The sequence below is a fragment of the Dietzia sp. NCCP-2495 genome (assembly GCF_026011735.1).
Taxonomy (GTDB): Bacteria; Actinomycetota; Actinomycetes; order Mycobacteriales; family Mycobacteriaceae; genus Dietzia.
The window spans coordinates 75,958-92,755 of the sequence record NZ_BRVN01000010.1 but is presented as its reverse complement, the minus strand read 5'-3'; the positions used below and the strand labels follow the sequence as shown (position 1 = coordinate 92,755).

Genomic DNA, 16,798 nt, shown 5'->3' with positions numbered 1-16,798 from the left:
GATCATAGGACAGAACCTGTAAACCTGAGAATCAGGTCAACAGCAGCCGTTGGCGAGTCCTCCAAATAAGGTCAATATTAACGGGGACACGGATGTGCATATCCGCACGTCAGATGTGGACTTCGGCCAACGAGGCCGACCACGCCGAGGCGCCGACACAGACCGACGAGGACGGCTTCTCAGGATTGATCAGATCGCAAGTTCATGCGGTCGGGCCGGAAATGATGCAGCGGGTCGACGGCGCGCGAACGGGCTCGGGCAGGGCGGGTCAACGGCCCCAGGCTGCGCGCCACTCGGCCGCGGTCGCGTCGCCGGCGGGCCGCGGGAGGCGGGATTCGGCGGCACGGATCCGGTCGGCGAACGCGCGGACGACCGAGCGATAGGCGACCTCCGCCGAGCCGGACGCGTGGAACACGCCCACCGGGTCCACGCGGACGATCCGCATCTCCTCCGGGATCAGGTCGTCGGGAAGGCCGGCCGAGCGGGCCCGACCGAGGACCTTCTGCCCCAGCGCGAGCGCTGGCTGGTCCCACGAGATGTCGTCGATGACGCCGCGGGGCGGGCGACCGGCACGCTCGGCCTCCCGCTTCTCTGCCGCCTTGGCCTCCTGCCAGAGGCGGTCCTGCTCGGCGGGGTCCAGGTGGTTGGTGCCCTCCGCGCCCGGATCGCTGAACCAGTAGGGCGCACGACGACGAAGCTTGTCGAGCAGTGCTCCGGCCACGTCCTGGACGTCGAACGCTCCCTCCGTGCGCTCAGCCCCGATCGCGGCGTGGAACAGCACCTGCAGCAGCAGGTCGCCGAGCTCGGAGACCAGCTCATCGCGATCGCCGTCCGCCACTGCGTCTACCAGTTCCCAGGACTCCTCGATGAGGTACGGCAGGAGCGTTTCGTGGGTCTGGGCGGACTCCCAGCCCCCGTTGCGCCGGATGCGGGTCATGAGGGCGACGGCCTCGGCCAGGCGGTCCCGGTCGGCACCGCCCGAAAGGGCCCCCTCGTCCCCCGTCACGCGGGCGCCGTCTCCGGCTGAATCACCGGGTTCGATCCCTCCGGATCCCCGGCCATGGCCGTGAGGAAGTCGGCGGCGTACTGCAGCATCTCGTCGTCGCGGGCCTTCTCGCCCCCGGCACCCGCGCGGGCACCGGCGGCCTTGGGCAGCGGCAGCAGCACGGTCTTCTGCGTGGCCCGGTACTGAGCGGACGGGTACATGCGCTTGAGCCGCATCTGCTGCGAATCCAGCAGGTCGAGCGGACCCACGCGCAGTCGCGAGCCGGCCAGGACGATCTCCCGCACCCGGTACTTCTGCGCGACGAGCCGCAGCCGCGCCACGGACACCACGCGGCGGGCCTCCACCGGCAGGGGCCCGTAGCGGTCCAGCAGTTCCTCCACGACGGCGTCGATGTCGCCGGGCTCGCGGGCCTGCGAGAGCTTGCGGTACGCCTCGAGCCGCAGCCTGTCGCCGTCCACGTATTCGGGCGGGATAAAGGCGTCGACGGGCAGCTCAATGCGGATCTCACCGAGCTCCTCCTGGGTCTCGACCTTCTCGCCGTCGGCGATCGCACGGTACGCCTCCACCGCCTCGCCGACCAGACGGATGTAGAGGTCAAACCCGACACCGGCGATGTGCCCGGACTGCTCGGCACCCAGCACGTTGCCGGCGCCGCGGAGCTCGAGGTCCTTCATCGCCACGGCCATGCCCGCGCCGAGATCGTTGTTCTGCGCGATGGTCGCGAGCCGGTCGTAGGCGGTCTCGGTGAGCGGCTTCTCCGGGTCGTAGAGGAAGTAGGCGTACCCGCGCTCGCGCGAACGGCCCACGCGCCCGCGCAGCTGGTGCATCTGCGACAGTCCCAGCTGGTCGGAGCGGTCCACGATGAGCGTGTTGGCGTTGGAGATGTCCAGGCCGGTCTCGACGATGGTCGTGCACACCAGCACGTCGTACTCGCGGTTCCAGAACCCGCCGACGGTCTGCTCGAGCTGCTCCTCCCCCATCTGCCCGTGCGCCACCACCACGCGCGCCTCGGGTACGAGGTCCCGGATCCTCGCTGCGGTGGAGTCGATGGTCCGCACCCGGTTGTGAACGTAGAACACCTGGCCCTCGCGCAGCAGCTCGCGCCTGATGGCGGCGGCGACGTGCTTGTCCGAGTACGCGCCCACATACGTCAGCACGGGCAGCCGCTCTTCGGGCGGGGTGAGGATCTGGCTCATCTCGCGGATACCTGCCAGCGACATCTCGAGCGTGCGCGGGATCGGTGTGGCGGACATGGTGAGCACGTCCACGTGGGTGCGCAGGGAGGTGATGTGCTCCTTGTGCTCCACGCCGAACCGCTGCTCCTCGTCCACGATCACCAGTCCGAGGTTCTTCCACCGCACGCCGGTCGCGAGGAGCCGGTGCGTGCCGATCACCACGTCGACCGTCCCGTCGGCCAGTCCCTTGAGGACCTCCTTCGCCTCGGCGTCCGAGGTGAACCGGCTGAGCCCCTTGATGGTGACGGGGAACCCGGTCATGCGCTCGGTGAACGTCGCGAGGTGCTGCTGCGCGAGCAGCGTGGTGGGCACGAGCACGGCGACCTGGGTGCCGTCCTGGACGGCCTTGAACGCGGCGCGCACGGCGACCTCGGTCTTGCCGTAGCCGACGTCGCCCACCACGACGCGGTCCATGGGGGCGGACTTCTCCATGTCGCCCTTGACCTCCTCGATCGCGCTGAGCTGGTCGACGGTCTCGGTGAACGGGAACGCGTCCTCCATCTCCCGCTGCCAGGGCGTGTCCGGCCCGAAGGCGCGCCCCGGCGCGGACTGCCGCTTGGCGTAGAGCTGGACGAGCTCGGTGGCGATCTCCCGGACGGCCTTGCGGGCCTTGCGCTTGGTGTTCTGCCAGTCGGCGCCGCCCATCTTGCTCAGCGTGGGCGACTCACCGCCGACGTAGCGGCTGAGCTGGCCGAGCGACTCCATCGGCACGTACAGCCGATCGCCGGCCGCGCCGCGCTTGCCGGGTGCGTACTCGATCACCAGGTACTCGCGCCGGGAGGAGCCGTCGCCGCCGCGCACCTGCCGCTCGACCATCTCCACAAACCGGCCGATCCCGTGCTGGTCGTGCACGACCAGGTCCCCGGCCTTGAGGGCGAGCGGGTCGACCTGGTTGCGGCGCTTGGAGTGGCGGGCCTTGGGGCGCGCGGTGTTGCCGAGCCTGTTGCCGGTGAGGTCGGTTTCGGAGACGACGACGAGGTCGCCCATCGCCCCGGCGGCGCCGCCGGTGAGCGTGAACCCGCCGTGCAGGACGGCCTCGTAGACCGTCACTAACCCGTCGGCGGGCTCGGATCCCGCCTGCGCGGCGGTGGCGGGGACCTCGGCTTCGGACAGGCGGTCCAGGATGCGGGTGACGGTGCCGTGACCCGGGACGACCATCGCGGCCCGGCCGCCGGCGCCGACGAGCGCGCGCAGCCGCACGAACATGGCCTCCATCTCGGAGTCCTTGCCGCGCGGGGCGGGCGGGTCGCCGGACTCGACTGTCACCACGAGGCCGTCCTCGGGGTCGGTGAGGAATCCGGGCGGGACGAGCTGCCACCAGGCGCGGCCCGCCTCGGTGGCATCCTCGCGCACGGAGGAGAAGGTGCGGTAGCCCGAGCCGGACAGGTCGAGGGTCTCACTGTCGACGGGGGCGTCGCCGCCCATGGTCGCGGCGGTCCACGAGGCCTCGAGGAACTCACGGCCCGCCGAGGCCAGGTCGGCGGCGCGGCGGCGCACCTTGTCCGGGTCGCACACCACGACGCGGGTGCCCTCGGACATGAGCATCGGCAGGGTGGCCATCTCACCCGGCACGAGCACGGAGGTCAGGGCCTCCATGCCGTCGCGCGGGTTGCCCTCGGCCAGCGAGTCCAGCAGCTCAGCCAGCGTCGGGTTGGCGCGGTGCTCGGCGGCCAGCTGACCGGCCCGGGTGCGGACGTCGTCGTCGAGCAGCAGCTCGCGGCACGGGAACAGCACCGCCGAATCCAGCTCACCGTCGGACAGCGAACGCTGGTCGGCAACGGAGAACTCGCGGATCTCGGCGATCGTGTCGCCGTCGAACTCGATGCGCAGTGGATGGTCCGCGGTCGTGGGGAACACGTCCACGATGCCGCCGCGCACCGCCATGTCCCCGCGACGGGCCACCATGTCCTCGCGGTTGTAGGCGAACTCCGCCAGCTCCGCCATCAACTCGGTCGGATCCAGCTCCGCACCCGTGACCAGGCGTACCGGATCGCGACGCGCCGCCCCTGGAGAGACCGGCTGCACCACCGAGCGCGCCGCCGCCACGATGATCCTCGGCGGGGTCCCGCTCATCACCGCGTTGAGTACTTTCAGGCGCCTGCCGATCGTGTCGGCCGCCGGCGAGAGACGTTCATGGGGCAGTGTCTCCCAGCTGGGGAACTGCGCCACCTCGTCGTCGTCGACAATCCCCGCCAGCTCGTCCGCCAGCTCCTCACACTCCCGCTCCGTCGCGGTGACCACCAGCACCGGCGCGCGCTCGGCCAGCGCGCCCACCAGGAACGGCCGCAGCGACTCCGTAGCGCGCACCACGGCGGTGTCGCGGCCCAGGCTCTCGCGCAGATCGGCCAGCGCCGGGTTGGAGATGACCGCACCGGCCAGACCGGACAGCGCAGCGGTCGTGGAGGTGACGGCGGGAACGGTGGAGGTCACGCGTGCTGGTCCTTCAGGGTAGGGGCGACATCGGCAGGCGGGGTCGTCTGCGCGGCGGGCTCGGGGCGGGCGACCTCGCGCGTCGGGGCGCGACGCACTCTCCCCTGCCAGGTGCTCCACTCTAATGGCGCGGGGGCACCGGTATCCTGTGCGCATGCGCGAGACCACACACGCCTTCGACCCCAGCCCCGCCGCCGGCACGCCGGGCGGCGGTTCGCGGGTGTTCACCGACCGGTGGATCGGTGTGCTGCTGACGATCGGCTCGGCCATCGCCCTGGTCGCGTCGTTCCAGCTCAGCCTGGACAAGATCCGGTTGCTGGAGAACCCGGACTACACGCCGGCCTGTAACTTCTCCATCCTGATGAGCTGCAAGAGCGTCATCAACTCCGAGCAGGGCGCGGCGTTCGGGTTCCCCAACCCCTTCATCGGGCTGATCGGCTACGGCATTGTGATCGCGATCGGCGTGGCCGCCGCGTCCGGCGTGCGGTTCCCGCGCTGGTACTGGATGGGCGCGCTGCTCGGCCTGACGTTCGCCGCAGGGTTCGTGCACTGGCTGGCGTTCCAGTCGATCTTCGAGATCCAGGTGCTGTGCCCGTGGTGCATGGTCGTGTGGGCCACCACCATCCCCATGTTCTGGTACACGCTGCTGCACGTGCTGGGCAAGCTCACCCGCGCCGGCTGGGTGCGGGTACTGCAGAGCTGGCACCTCGTACCCGTCGTGATCTGGTACCTGGCCATCGCCGGGGTCATCCTGTGGGCTTTCTGGGACTTCTACTGGGCGGACTTCTTCGCCAACCTTTGATCCGGCGGCCTCGCCCTGTGCCCCCGCCGGCGTCGGCGGTCACACCCAGGCGCCGGCGCGCGCTGCCGGCACCCGCGCACACCGGCGGATACATACTAGAGTCCAATGCCTCACAGTGGACTGCCGTAGATCCGAATTACGGGCATGATCACTAGGCGTACGGGCTGAGAGCCCGCTGACAGAGAGGTGGAAGCAATGATCACGTCCCTCACCCGGAACTGGTGGGTCCAGCTGATTCGCGGTGTCCTGGCGCTCGTACTCGGCATCACCGCGCTGGTCGCCCCCGGCTCGAGCCTCGTGCTCGCGGTCTTCCTCGTGGCGGCGTTCGCGATCGCAGACGGCGCTATGACCATCACCACGGGCCTGGGGCTGCGCGGACACAGTGGCGCGTCGAGCCTGTTCATCGGAGGCGGCGCGCTCTTCATCGTGCTCGGCCTGGTCGTGCTGTTCTGGCCATCTATCACCGTGACAGCGCTGGTGCTGCTCTTCGCGATCTGGCTGATCGCCTCCGGTGCGCTGCTGGCCTACGGCGCCTCCACCCTCCGGACCGCCGTCGCCAACGCGTGGATCATGGGCGCGGTCGGCGTTGTGATCGCCGTGGTGGGGCTCGGCCTGGCGCTGTTCGGGCCGTCGACCATCGAGAATTTCCTGCCGTTCGCCGGCTGGTTCGGTGTGCTCGTCGGCCTGATCATGATCGCCGTATCGCTCCGCCTGCGCAGCGATGCCTCCAAGCTCTCGAGCACCCCGGTGGCCGACGAGGTCTGATTCTCGGACCAGTCGTTCAGGCTGGCCGTGGCCGGCGAACCTGCTGACACGGATGCCCCCCCGGCCCGCTATTCGAGGGCCGCGGGGGCTTCGTTCTTTGCGCTCAGGGCCGAGCCGGCCCCGGGCGCAGATCGCGCCCGACCGAGTCGCCGGCCGGATGACTACGGCCGGAGTACTTCGCCATGACATCTGACTCGAGCGACGGCGCGGGATCGAGGTGCGACAAGCCGTTGAAACAGAGATTGACGATGTGCGCGGCCACCTCCTCTTTGGGCGGCGTGCGCTCATCAAGCCACCATTGCGCCGTGCCGGAGACCATCCCGACCAGGGCCTGGGCATAGACGTTGGTGGTGATCGGGTCGAACCCACGGGCCACGAACTCCTCCTCGAGGATGTAGGTGACACTGGCCGTGGCGTCATTGAGCAGCGTCGAGTACGAGCCACCGTTGTTCAGCGACGAATCACGCACCAGGATCCGGAACCCGTCGGTGCGCTCCTCCACGTAGCGAAGCAGCGCCATCGCGGCGCGCTCGATGCGGCGGCGCGACCCCTCGCCCTCCAACGCCTCGGTGATCTCGGCGCCCAGATAGGCCAGCTCGCGGTCACACACCACCGCGTACAGGCCCTCCTTGCCGCCGAAGTGCTCGTAGACGACCGGCTTGGACACGCCTGCGACCGACGCGATCTCCTCGACAGTGGCCGCGTCATAGCCGTACTCGGCGAAAATCCGGCGGCCCACCTCGACCAACTGCTGCCGGCGTTTCGCCGCTGACATCCTGGTACGCGGCGCCGGCGTCATTTCCGACTGACCTGTCATGTGGTGTGTCCTCCCTCGACGGAAAAGCCTAGTCGGAGCGTTAGACGCGGCCGACCGATCAGGGGTCGGACTACCCCGTGTGGGCCTGGCCACCCATCCGGGAACAGGTAGGCGGTAGTGGGGCCGTGCTCGTGTGCCAGACTGGGGAGTAGCCCGCCTGCGGGCCGTTCCCCCGTGGTGTAATCGGCAACACTCCTGATTTTGGTTCAGGCATTCCAGGTTCGAGTCCTGGCGGGGGAGCAATTCATTACCCGGCCAACAGCGAACCTCGACCTTCGCCGGCAGGTTTCCCGTCAGTACTCCATCAGAGCCCGCCACTCCATCAGATCCCGCCGTTGATCGCCACGGCCAGCACGAGCAGGATGATTCCCAGCAGAACCAGCACGGTCAGCACCGGCTGTCGGCTCCTCCTCGGCCGCTCCTCCATCTCGGCATCGGGCCCGAGATCCGGGTCCTCGCCGTCGCAGTCGGACACGTTTCCTGTCATCTGACTCACTCCTCGAGCGCGCGTGCGTCTTCCTCCAGCATCGCCCGTCCGGCCGCGGTCGGCAGCAGAAGTGGCATAACGTGGCCCGCCGTTATCGTCGGCCTCGGGTAATGATCGACAGGGATTCGACCGTGAGGAGCAGCTAGTGAACCCAGTTCCCGGACACACCCCGGTGATCGTCGGCGTAGGGCAGTCGTCGGACCCGCTCGACTCCCCCGACTACCGCTGCTGGTCGTCGGTAGACCTCGCTGCTGCGGCCGGACGTGCGGCGATAGACGACGCGTCCGGCTCACCGGAGCGCCTCGCTGCCGCCATCGACGTCATGGTTGGTGTCCGCCCGTTCGAGCTGTCGGGACCGGTGGATCCACCGCTGGGTGCCGCCTCGAATCACCCTCGAGCCGTCGCCACACGCATCGGCATCGATCCGCCGCACGCGGTACTCGAGATGATCGGCGGGCAGAGTCCGCAGCGTCTGGTCACCGAGTTCAGTGGGCGGATCGCCCATGGCGAGCTCAGCGCGGCGCTCATCGCAGGCGGCGAAGCACTGTCCACTCAGGCCCACTTCCTCTCCCGTGACGATCGCCCGGATTTTACCGACACCACCGGCGGCCAGTTCGAGGACCGCGGACCCGGGTGGGACTACTACCTCGACGACAACCTCCTCAGCCACGAACTGTTCAGCGCCCCTGCCGCCTACGCCCTGATCGACACCGCCCGCCGCGCCGCTCTCGGGTTGACCGAGCCGGAGTACCGCCGCTCGATCGGTGACCTCTTCGCGCCGTTCACCGAGGTCGCCGCCTCCCATCCCCTCGCGTCTGCCCGGCGGGTGTTCACCGCCGACGAACTGGCCAGCGTTGCCGCGGACAACCGTCGCGTGTGGGACCCGTACCCGCGTCGCACCATCGCCCGGGAGAAGGTCAACCTCGGAGCGGCGGTCCTGGTCATGTCCGTCGATGCCGCGCGGGCAGCCGGCGTGCCACAGGACAAGTGGATCTACCTACACGGCCACGCCGACGTCACCGATCTCCCGCTGCTCGAACGCCCCCACCTCGACCGCGGGACCGCCGCGGTCGAGGCCGTCACCGCCGCGCTCGGGGTCGCCGGGATCGACGACGACGACGTGACGACCTTCGACCTCTACAGCTGTTTTGCCGCGCCGGTGTTCGCCGTTCTCGACGGATTAGGACTAGCGGTCGATGACCCGCGCCGCTTCACCGTGACGGGCGGTCTCCCGTTCTTCGGCGGTCCCGGCAACAACTACAGCACGCACGCGATCGCCGAGACCGTCACCGCCCTCCGCGCGGCAGGAAGCGGCTACGGGCTGGTCGGAGCCAATGGCGGAATCCTCGACAAATACTCTGTCGGGATCTATTCCCCTTCCCCGTGTCCGTGGCGGGAGGCGGTGTCGACGAATGGCGGGGCCACGACCAACCGAGGAATCTCGACGGGCACCGGTGCTCCCGTTCACCGACTGCCGGTCACGCGTCACGCCTCTGGCGCCGCCCGCATCGAGACGTACACGGTGCACCACGACTCGGATCGTCCGGATCGCGGAATCATGATCGGCACCCTGCACGAGGACGGTTCGAGATTCCTCGCCTATCTGTCCGGTGAGCTCTGTGAGATGTCCACCGACGAGGACCTGGTCGGCCGCGACGTCGTCGTCCGCGCGGACGGACCGCGGAACGTGGCTTCAGGCGCCTGAGCGCAGCCACGCTCAGACCTCGCGGCCCCGCTCCACCGCACTGCGCACGGTGTAGCGCAGGAACGTCGGGAATGCCACGGCGCAGATCACCACCCCGATCACCACCAGCACGCCACCGCCATAGGCGGCCACCGCCGTACCGACGGACGCTGCCGCCACACCGTGGGCCACGTCGCCGATCCGCGGGCCTCCCGCCACCACCACGATGAACACGCCCTGCAGCCGTCCGCGCATCTCGTCGGTGGCGGAGTCGAGAAGGATCGCCTGGCGGAACGCGGCGGAGATCATGTCCACGGCACCGCCGAACGCCAGGGCGGCCAGTGCGAGCCAGAGCCACACCGCGGGCCCTCCCGGCGACGCCGCGGCGACGAAGAGGCCGAACGCCACCATGGACGCGCCCCACAGCGCCACGCACACCAACACCGCCAGGCCTTGCCGCCGTACGCGCGGGATCCATCCGGAGAAAACGCCACCCACCACGGCGCCCACGCTCATCGCGGCGAAGAGCATTCCCAGCGCAGTGCCACCGGTGACGGGATCGCCGAAGGATTCGGAGGCCATCTGCGGGAACAGGGCCCGCGGCATGCCGAAGACCATGGCGATGATGTCCACGAGGAACGAGGCCAGCAGGATCCGCCGCGTCGCCAGGTAGGCGAATCCCTCGATCACCGACCGCAGACCCATCGACGGACGAGTACCCGTCACGGGCTGCGGCGACAGCCGGAACACCGCGTAGAGCGTCGCCAGGAGCGCGATCGAGTCCAGCAGATAGAGGGTCTCCAGCCCCAGAACGGGGATGAGGATGCCCGCCGAGACGGGGCCGACGATCGCGCCGAACTGCATCACCGTCATGTTGAGCGCCGCCGCCGACGCCAACTGATCGGACGGCACGAGCCTGGGGACGATCGCCGACCGGGTCGGCTGATTGATCGCGAAGAACGCCTGCTGCACGGACAGCAGCCCCATGACCAGCCACACATTCTGGTTTCCGGCGGCGGCCTGGAGCCAGAACAGCAGTGCGGTGACGATGAGGCCGACCGTGGTGAACATGAGGAGCTTGCGCCGGTCCAGCGCGTCGGCCAGCGCGCCGCCCCAGAGTCCGAAGACGATGAGGGGCACGAGCGCGAACACGCCGGTGAGCCCCACGTAGGCGGAACTGCGGGTGATCTCGAAGACCTGCTGCGGCACCGCGACGATCGACAGCTGCGCGCCGATCACCGTGACGATGTTCGCGACCCACAGTCTGCGGAAATCCGCTTCGCGGACGGGGCGGGTGTCCGCGAGTTGCCGCCTGAATACTGACACGTCACTCGACGCTACCCCCGGAGAATCCCGCTGGTTGTCGTGCCCACCCTCTATCCTTGGACCCGGCCCGGTGACGGGCCGCCAGACGTCGACCCCACCACAGGGCACTGCCTTGCCCGAGGAGACTTGATGACGACACCCCAGACCGATCGTGCGACGACCGCGGTCATCATCCTTGCCGCCGGATCGGGTACCCGGATGAAGAGCGACACCCCCAAGATGCTGCACAGCGTGTGCGGGCGGACCATGCTCGGTCACGCGCTCCACGCGGCCGCGGGGATCTCGCCGGATGCGATCGTGGTGGTGGTCGGTCACCAGCGTGAGCAGGTCTCCGAGGCGGTGACCGAGATCGCTGCCGATCTGGGTGTGCCGGTCTCCACGGCGGTCCAGGAGGAGCAGAACGGTACGGGTGACGCGGTGCGTGCCGGCATGTCCGGCCTGCCCGAGGGTTTCGAGGGAACGGTTCTGGTCACCACGTCCGACATCCCGCTGCTCGACGCGGAGACGCTCGGCGAGGTCGTGACGCGCCACGACATGCGTCCGCGCGCGGCGGTCACCGTTCTCACGTCCACGGCGCCCGACCCCACGGGGTACGGCCGGATCGTGAGGAATGACGACGGCGAGGTGCTCAGGATCGTCGAGCACAAGGACGCCACGGAGGATGAGAAGAGCATCACCGAGGTCAACTCCGGGATCTACGCGTTCGACGCCGAGGTCCTTCGGGACAAGCTCGGGCAGTTGCAGACGGACAACTCGCAGGGCGAGCTGTACCTCACCGATGTCATCCAGTTGGCCCGCCGGTCCGATGGCCTCATCCGCGGCCATCGCCTCGAGGACGCGGAGCAGGTGGCGGGCGTCAACGATCGTGTCCAGCTGGCCGCGATGGCGGGCGAGATGAACCGCCGCCTGTGCGAGTCGGCGATGCGCGGGGGTGCCACGGTCATCGATCCGTCGAGCACCTGGATCGGCGTCGACGTGACGATCGGTCGGGACGTGACGATCCTCCCCGGCACGCATCTGTCGGGCAGGACCCGGATCGCCGACGGCGCGACGGTCGGCCCGGACACGTCCCTGCAGGACACCACGGTCGGCGAGGGCGCCACCGTGATCCGCACGCATGCGATCGGCGCGACCATCGGCAGCGGCGCCGAGGTCGGGCCGTTCGCCTATCTCCGGCCCGAGGCCGAGCTGGGCGAGTCCAGCAAGGTCGGCACGTTCGTGGAGATCAAGAAGTCGACGATCGGGACCGGGACCAAGGTGCCGCACCTGACCTACGTCGGCGACGCCACGATCGGTGAGCACACCAATATCGGGGCATCGAGCGTCTTCGTCAATTACGACGGAGTGAACAAGAGCCGTACAGTGATCGGCGATCATTGCCGTACGGGATCGGACACCATGTTCGTGGCTCCGGTGACCGTTGGTGACGGTGCCTACTCCGGCGCCGGTACGGTGATCAAGGACGACGTCCCGCCGGGAGCTCTCGCGGTGTCCGGCGGACGGCAGAGGAACATCGAGGACTGGGTGATCGAGAACCGGCCGGATTCCGGCTCGGCCGCGGCCGCCCTTCGAACCCGGAACGACTCTCAGAAGGACGGGCGCACGCAGTGAGCGAGTGGATCGACAACCAGAAGAACCTGATGTTTTTCGCGGGACGGGCGCACCCTGAGCTCGCGGAGCAGGTAGCCGCAGAGCTGGGTGTCGAGGTCACCCCGCAGACGGCCCGAGATTTTGCAAACGGCGAGATCTTTGTCCGTTTCGAGGATTCCGTCCGTGGCTGTGACGCCTTTGTTCTGCAGAGCGCCCCGGCTCCGCTGAACAAGTGGATCATGGAGCAGCTCATCATGATCGACGCGCTCAAGCGCGGTAGCGCCAAGCGCATCACCGCCGTGCTGCCCTTCTACCCGTACGCCCGCCAGGACAAGAAGCACCGCGGACGCGAGCCCATCTCGGCCCGACTCGTGGCGGACCTGCTCAAGACCGCCGGTGCCGACCGCATCATCACGGTCGATCTGCACACCGACCAGATCCAGGGTTTCTTCGACGGCCCGGTCGATCACATGCACGCCCAGGGGCAGCTGTCGGATTACGTCCGGCAGAAGTACGGCACGGACAACATCGTGGTGGTCTCCCCCGACGCCGGTCGCGTCAAGGTGGGCGAGAAGTGGGCCGACGCCCTCGACGGCGCCCCGCTCGCGTTCGTCCACAAGACCCGCGACCCGAACGTCCCCAACCAGGTCAAGTCCAACCGTGTCGTTGGTGACGTCGAGGGTCGGACCTGCGTCCTCATGGACGACATGATCGATACCGGCGGCACCATCGCCGGCGCCGTCAAGGTGCTCAAGGACGCCGGCGCGGGTGACGTGATCATCGCCACCACCCACGGTGTGTTCTCCGATCCGGCCGCCGAGCGTCTCGCCAACTGCGGGGCCCGGGAGGTCATCACCACGGACACGCTGCCGATCCCGCCGGAGAAGCGCTTCGAAAATCTCACCGTGCTGTCGATCGCGCCGCTGCTGGCCCGCACGATTCACGAGGTGTTCGAGAACGGGTCGGTCACCAGCCTCTTCAACGGGTCGGCCTAGTCCCGTGGCCGAGGCGCGGATCTACCACAATTCCCGCTGCTCCAAATCGCGGGAGGCCCTGGCCCTGCTCACCGAGCACGGCATCGAGCCGGAGGTCGTGTACTACCTCGAGACCCCGCCGTCGGTGGAGGAGCTCCGAACGCTCATCACCGACGCCGGGGTGTCCGTGCGCCAAGCCGTGCGCACCAAGGAGGCGGAGTACAAGGAACTCGGTCTGGCGGATGCGTCGGACGACGAACTCCTGGCCGCGATGGTCGCCCATCCTCGGCTCATCGAGCGTCCCTTCGTGGTGACCGCCAAGGGCACCCGCCTGGGTCGTCCGACCTCACTGGTGGAGGAGATCCTCTGAGCACCGTGCGGACCAAGATCTGTGGCATCCGCAGCCAGGACGACCTGCGGATCGCGCTCCGGGCGGGCGCGGATGCCATCGGCCTGATCTGCGGTATCAATCACCGCAGTGAGGACGAGGTGACCCCCGAGTTCGCCCGGAGCATCACCCGCGCTGTTCCCCCGTTCGTCTCCACCGTCCTGGTGACCCACCGGGACACCCCGGAGGAGATCCTGGAGCTGGCCGACCTCACCGGCGTCAGCACCATCCAGGTGCACGGCATCGTCACGCTCGACACGCTCCAGCAGGTCCGGGAGCGCGCGGGTTGCCGCAAGGTCCTCAAGGTCATTCACGTCTCCGGTGACGACGCGATCGAGGAGGCCCTCGAGGCCGCCGAGCACTGCGACGGGCTGCTGCTCGATTCGCGCTCGAAGGATCGGCTCGGCGGAACCGGTCAGACCCATGACTGGTCGATCAGTCGTCGCATCGTCGAGGCCGTCGAGGCCATCGGCACTCCCGTGATCCTCGCCGGTGGCCTCAACCCGGACAATGTCGCCGCGGCCGTGGAGCAGGTCCGCCCGTACGGCGTGGACGTCAACAGTGGTGTCGACGACGCCGCCGGCGACAAGTCCCCCGAGCGCTGCCGCGCGTTCGTCGTCGGCGCCGGGCAGGCCTCCGTCTCCTGATCACGGCTCCCGCTCCTGATCCCGGATTTGGGCGGTCGCGTTCGGCGCCGGTAGGCTTATCAGGTCATCTCGGCGAGGGAGGACCCGTGCGGTCACTCCGTTATCGACGCGATCACCTCTGACCTGTTCCGAGGGGCGCGCGTTGCGCCGAGCCGGAATGCAGTCGATACAGAGGTCATCCCATGTCTGAGAACAAGCTCACCGCCGCCGTCCGCAGCGAGTTCGGCAAGGGCTCCGCCCGCCGCGCCCGCCGTGAGGGCCAGGTGCCCGCCGTGCTCTACGGCCACAAGACCGAGCCCCGCCACCTCCTGCTCGGCGCCCTCGAGTTCGCCGCCATCCTCCGCCACTCGGGCACCAACGCCCTGCTGACCCTCGACATCGACGGCGAGGAGCAGCTCGCCCTGCCCAAGCAGATCGACGTGCACCCGCTGACCCGCATCATCGAGCACACCGACCTCCTCGTCGTGCGCAAGGGCGAGAAGGTCACCGTCGAGATCTCCGTCTCCGTCACCGGCGAGGCCGCCCCGGGCTCCCTGGTCACCAACGACGCCGACGTCATCGAGGTCGAGGTCGAGGCCACCCACATCCCCGAGGGGTTCGAGGTCTCGATCGAGGGCGCCGAGATCGGCACCCAGATCACCGCCGCTGACGTGAAGCTCCCCGCCGGCGCCACCCTCGTCTCCGACCCGGAGACCCTGCTCGTCAACGTCATCGAGGCGCCGACCGAGGCCGACCTCGAGTCGGAGGAGGAAGAGGCTCCCGAGGGCGAGGCCGCCGAGGACGCCGCCCAGGAGGCCGAGCAGGCCGCGGAGTCCGAGGAGGCCTGACCCTCCTCCGCGTGATACACGCGGACGCGGCCTGAGCGCTGCACCCATGAGGCGAGCCCGGTACGACACGATGTCGTACCGGGCTCGTCTGTCCCTGCCGTCGGCCGGCACCTCACGAGCGTCGGCACCAACACGGCGGCTGGCGGCCGGCACCTCACGCGGGCAGCCGGTGTCCGCTTACCCGAGGATGAGCCCGATCGCGAGCACGAACATCATCACGGCGATTCCCGCGTCCAGCACCCGCCAGGCACCCGGCTTGGCGAATACCCCTCGCAGGGCCTTCCCTCCGAAGCCGATGAGCGAGAACCACAGGATGCCCGCGAGGAACGCTCCGGCGGCGAACACCCACCGCAGGTCACCGACCTGCTGATTGGCGAACGTTCCGAGGAACACCACCGAGTCCAGGTACGCGTGCGGGTTCAGCCACGTGAACGCCGCGCACGCCGCGACCGCGCCGAGCGTCGAGGGCATGCGGGCGTCGCCGTCCGCGTGCAGTCCGTCGCCGGGCCGGATCGCGCGGTACGCGGCGAACGCACCGTAGGTCAGGAGAAACACGACCCCGATCCACGTCATGACGGTGATCGCCCCGGGCGCCGACTCCACCAGCGCGCCCACGCCCCCGACTCCGAGAAGGATGAGCGCGGCCTCCGACGCCACGCAGAATCCGACGAGCGGCGCCATCTTCACGTCACCGCGGATCGAGCGCTGGAGGATGTAGGCGTTCTGCGCGCCGACGGCGGCGATGAGCCCGAGGCCCATGCCGACGCCCATGAGAAGTGTGGAGGTGGTGGTCACGAGAGATCAGTGTGGTCCCGCCGCACCAGTAGTGCCACTACAGATACTGGAATAGCATTAGTAGCACTTATGGACACACTTCATCTTGACCAGCTCCGCACCCTCGTCACGGTGGTGGATCTCGGATCGTTCGAGGCCGCCGCCTCCTCCCTGCACATCACACAGTCCGCCGTGTCCCAGCGGATCCGGGCGCTGGAGGACTCCGCCGGCCGGATCCTGCTCCGTCGCGACCGCCCGATCACCGCCACCTCCTCCGGCGAGACCGTGCTCCGGACCGCCCGCCAGATGCTCCATCTCGAGCAGTCGCTCTTCGGCGAGCTCGCCGAGGCCGACTCGCCGCAGGACTACGTGACCCTGTCGGTGGCCTGCAATTCCGACTCGCTGGCCACGTGGTTCCTCGACGCCATGACGGACCTGCCCGCGTCCGGGAACGTCGTGTTCGACATCCACCGGGAGGACGAGTCGCTGTCCAGCGAACTTCTGCGCCGCGGAGAGGTCATGGCCGCGGTGACCAGCGTCGCCACGCCGGTCCAGGGCTGCCGGGCGATCCCGCTCGGGTCGATGCGGTACCTCGCCTGTGCCAGTCCCGGGTTCGTGGCCCGGCACCTGCGCGACGGGTCGCCGACCGCGGCTCTGGGGCGCGCACCCATCGTCGACTTCGACCGCAGCGACGCCCACCAGGCCCACCACTACCGCTCGCTCGCCCGCCGCCAGCCGAGTGGACCGCGGCACTTCATCCCCAGCTCCCACGACCACGTCCGGGCCATTGTCGCCGGCCTCGGCTGGGGCCTGCTCCCCGAGCAACTGGCCACGCCGTGGCTGGTGACCGGCGAGATCGTCGAGGTCTCCCCCGACCGACCTCTGGACGTGCCGCTGTACTGGCAGCACTGGAAACTCCAGTCCCCCGATCTCGACGCACTCACCGCCGCCGTGCTGGACAACGCCCGGGCCGAGCTCCGACCCGCGGCCGAGTAACGGCACCGGCGGGGGCCGAGTAGCGGCACCGCCCCGCGGCCGAGTAGCGG

At 69.0% G+C, this 16,798-nt stretch carries 15 protein-coding genes and 1 tRNA gene; 10 read left to right on the top strand and 6 right to left on the bottom strand.

The window, feature by feature from the left end; genetic code table 11:
• Positions 1–268 precede the first annotated feature (268 nt).
• Both OPF83_RS10610 and mfd read right to left on the bottom strand, forming a co-directional pair.
• Positions 269–1,006: a MazG family protein gene (locus OPF83_RS10610; RefSeq protein WP_264887428.1), complete on the bottom strand. Its 738-nt coding sequence runs from the start codon at positions 1,004–1,006 to the stop codon at positions 269–271.
• On the bottom strand, positions 1,003–4,671 hold the full coding sequence (gene mfd, locus OPF83_RS10605) for a transcription-repair coupling factor (protein WP_264887425.1): 3,669 nt from the start codon (positions 4,669–4,671) through the stop codon (positions 1,003–1,005). Before mfd ends, OPF83_RS10610 begins: the two co-directional genes overlap by 4 nt.
• A gap of 154 nt (positions 4,672–4,825) precedes the next feature.
• On the opposite strand from mfd, the gene OPF83_RS10600 reads away from it, so the two are divergent.
• Both OPF83_RS10600 and OPF83_RS10595 read left to right on the top strand, forming a co-directional pair.
• Entirely contained in the window at positions 4,826–5,473 is a 648-nt protein-coding gene (locus OPF83_RS10600; protein ID WP_264887424.1) for a vitamin K epoxide reductase family protein, read from the top strand.
• 195 nt (positions 5,474–5,668) lie between these two features.
• Entirely contained in the window at positions 5,669–6,238 is a 570-nt protein-coding gene (locus tag OPF83_RS10595) for an HdeD family acid-resistance protein (protein ID WP_264887423.1), read from the top strand.
• A 103-nt stretch (positions 6,239–6,341) separates the two neighbouring features.
• Here the strand turns inward: OPF83_RS10595 and OPF83_RS10590 are convergent, their stop codons facing one another.
• Positions 6,342–7,013, bottom strand: coding sequence for a TetR/AcrR family transcriptional regulator (locus OPF83_RS10590; RefSeq protein ID WP_264887422.1), 672 nt, complete (start codon positions 7,011–7,013; stop codon positions 6,342–6,344).
• Between the two features lie 210 nt (positions 7,014–7,223).
• Between OPF83_RS10590 and OPF83_RS10585 the strand changes: the two genes are divergently transcribed.
• A tRNA-Gln gene (locus OPF83_RS10585) sits at positions 7,224–7,295 on the top strand.
• Positions 7,296–7,377: 82 nt separating this feature from the next.
• Here OPF83_RS10585 and OPF83_RS10580 read toward each other — a convergent pair.
• Positions 7,378–7,542 carry a hypothetical protein gene (locus tag OPF83_RS10580; RefSeq protein ID WP_264887421.1) on the bottom strand — a complete coding sequence of 55 codons (165 nt, stop codon included), beginning with the start codon at positions 7,540–7,542 and terminating at the stop codon, positions 7,378–7,380.
• 145 nt (positions 7,543–7,687) lie between these two features.
• Here OPF83_RS10580 and OPF83_RS10575 point away from each other — a divergent pair, with 145 nt between their 5' ends.
• Positions 7,688–9,247: an acetyl-CoA acetyltransferase gene (locus OPF83_RS10575; protein WP_264887419.1), complete on the top strand. Its 1,560-nt coding sequence runs from the start codon at positions 7,688–7,690 to the stop codon at positions 9,245–9,247.
• Positions 9,248–9,259: 12 nt separating this feature from the next.
• Here the strand turns inward: OPF83_RS10575 and OPF83_RS10570 are convergent, their stop codons facing one another.
• A complete protein-coding gene (locus tag OPF83_RS10570) occupies positions 9,260–10,552 on the bottom strand; it encodes an MFS transporter (RefSeq protein ID WP_264887418.1) in 1,293 nt (430 codons plus the stop codon).
• A gap of 129 nt (positions 10,553–10,681) precedes the next feature.
• Here OPF83_RS10570 and glmU point away from each other — a divergent pair, with 129 nt between their 5' ends.
• The 5 genes from glmU to OPF83_RS10545 all read left to right on the top strand — a co-directional run bounded on the left by glmU (position 10,682) and on the right by OPF83_RS10545 (position 14,978).
• Entirely contained in the window at positions 10,682–12,163 is a 1,482-nt protein-coding gene (glmU, locus tag OPF83_RS10565) for a bifunctional UDP-N-acetylglucosamine diphosphorylase/glucosamine-1-phosphate N-acetyltransferase GlmU (RefSeq protein ID WP_264887417.1), read from the top strand.
• A 29-nt stretch (positions 12,164–12,192) separates the two neighbouring features.
• Positions 12,193–13,137 (top strand): ribose-phosphate diphosphokinase, encoded by a 945-nt coding sequence (locus tag OPF83_RS10560; RefSeq protein WP_264887486.1) that lies wholly within the window; start codon positions 12,193–12,195, stop codon positions 13,135–13,137.
• A 4-nt stretch (positions 13,138–13,141) separates the two neighbouring features.
• Complete coding sequence (gene arsC, locus OPF83_RS10555; RefSeq protein ID WP_264887416.1) at positions 13,142–13,486, top strand: arsenate reductase (glutaredoxin); 345 nt, start codon at positions 13,142–13,144, stop codon at positions 13,484–13,486.
• Positions 13,487–13,491: 5 nt separating this feature from the next.
• Positions 13,492–14,151 carry a phosphoribosylanthranilate isomerase gene (locus OPF83_RS10550; protein WP_264887415.1) on the top strand — a complete coding sequence of 220 codons (660 nt, stop codon included), beginning with the start codon at positions 13,492–13,494 and terminating at the stop codon, positions 14,149–14,151.
• 182 nt (positions 14,152–14,333) lie between these two features.
• A complete protein-coding gene (locus tag OPF83_RS10545; protein ID WP_264887414.1) occupies positions 14,334–14,978 on the top strand; it encodes a 50S ribosomal protein L25/general stress protein Ctc in 645 nt (214 codons plus the stop codon).
• Between the two features lie 177 nt (positions 14,979–15,155).
• Here the strand turns inward: OPF83_RS10545 and OPF83_RS10540 are convergent, their stop codons facing one another.
• Positions 15,156–15,773, bottom strand: coding sequence for a LysE/ArgO family amino acid transporter (locus tag OPF83_RS10540; RefSeq protein WP_264887413.1), 618 nt, complete (start codon positions 15,771–15,773; stop codon positions 15,156–15,158).
• 69 nt (positions 15,774–15,842) lie between these two features.
• On the opposite strand from OPF83_RS10540, the gene OPF83_RS10535 reads away from it, so the two are divergent.
• Positions 15,843–16,748, top strand: coding sequence for a LysR family transcriptional regulator ArgP (locus OPF83_RS10535; protein ID WP_264887412.1), 906 nt, complete (start codon positions 15,843–15,845; stop codon positions 16,746–16,748).
• Positions 16,749–16,798 lie beyond the last annotated feature (50 nt).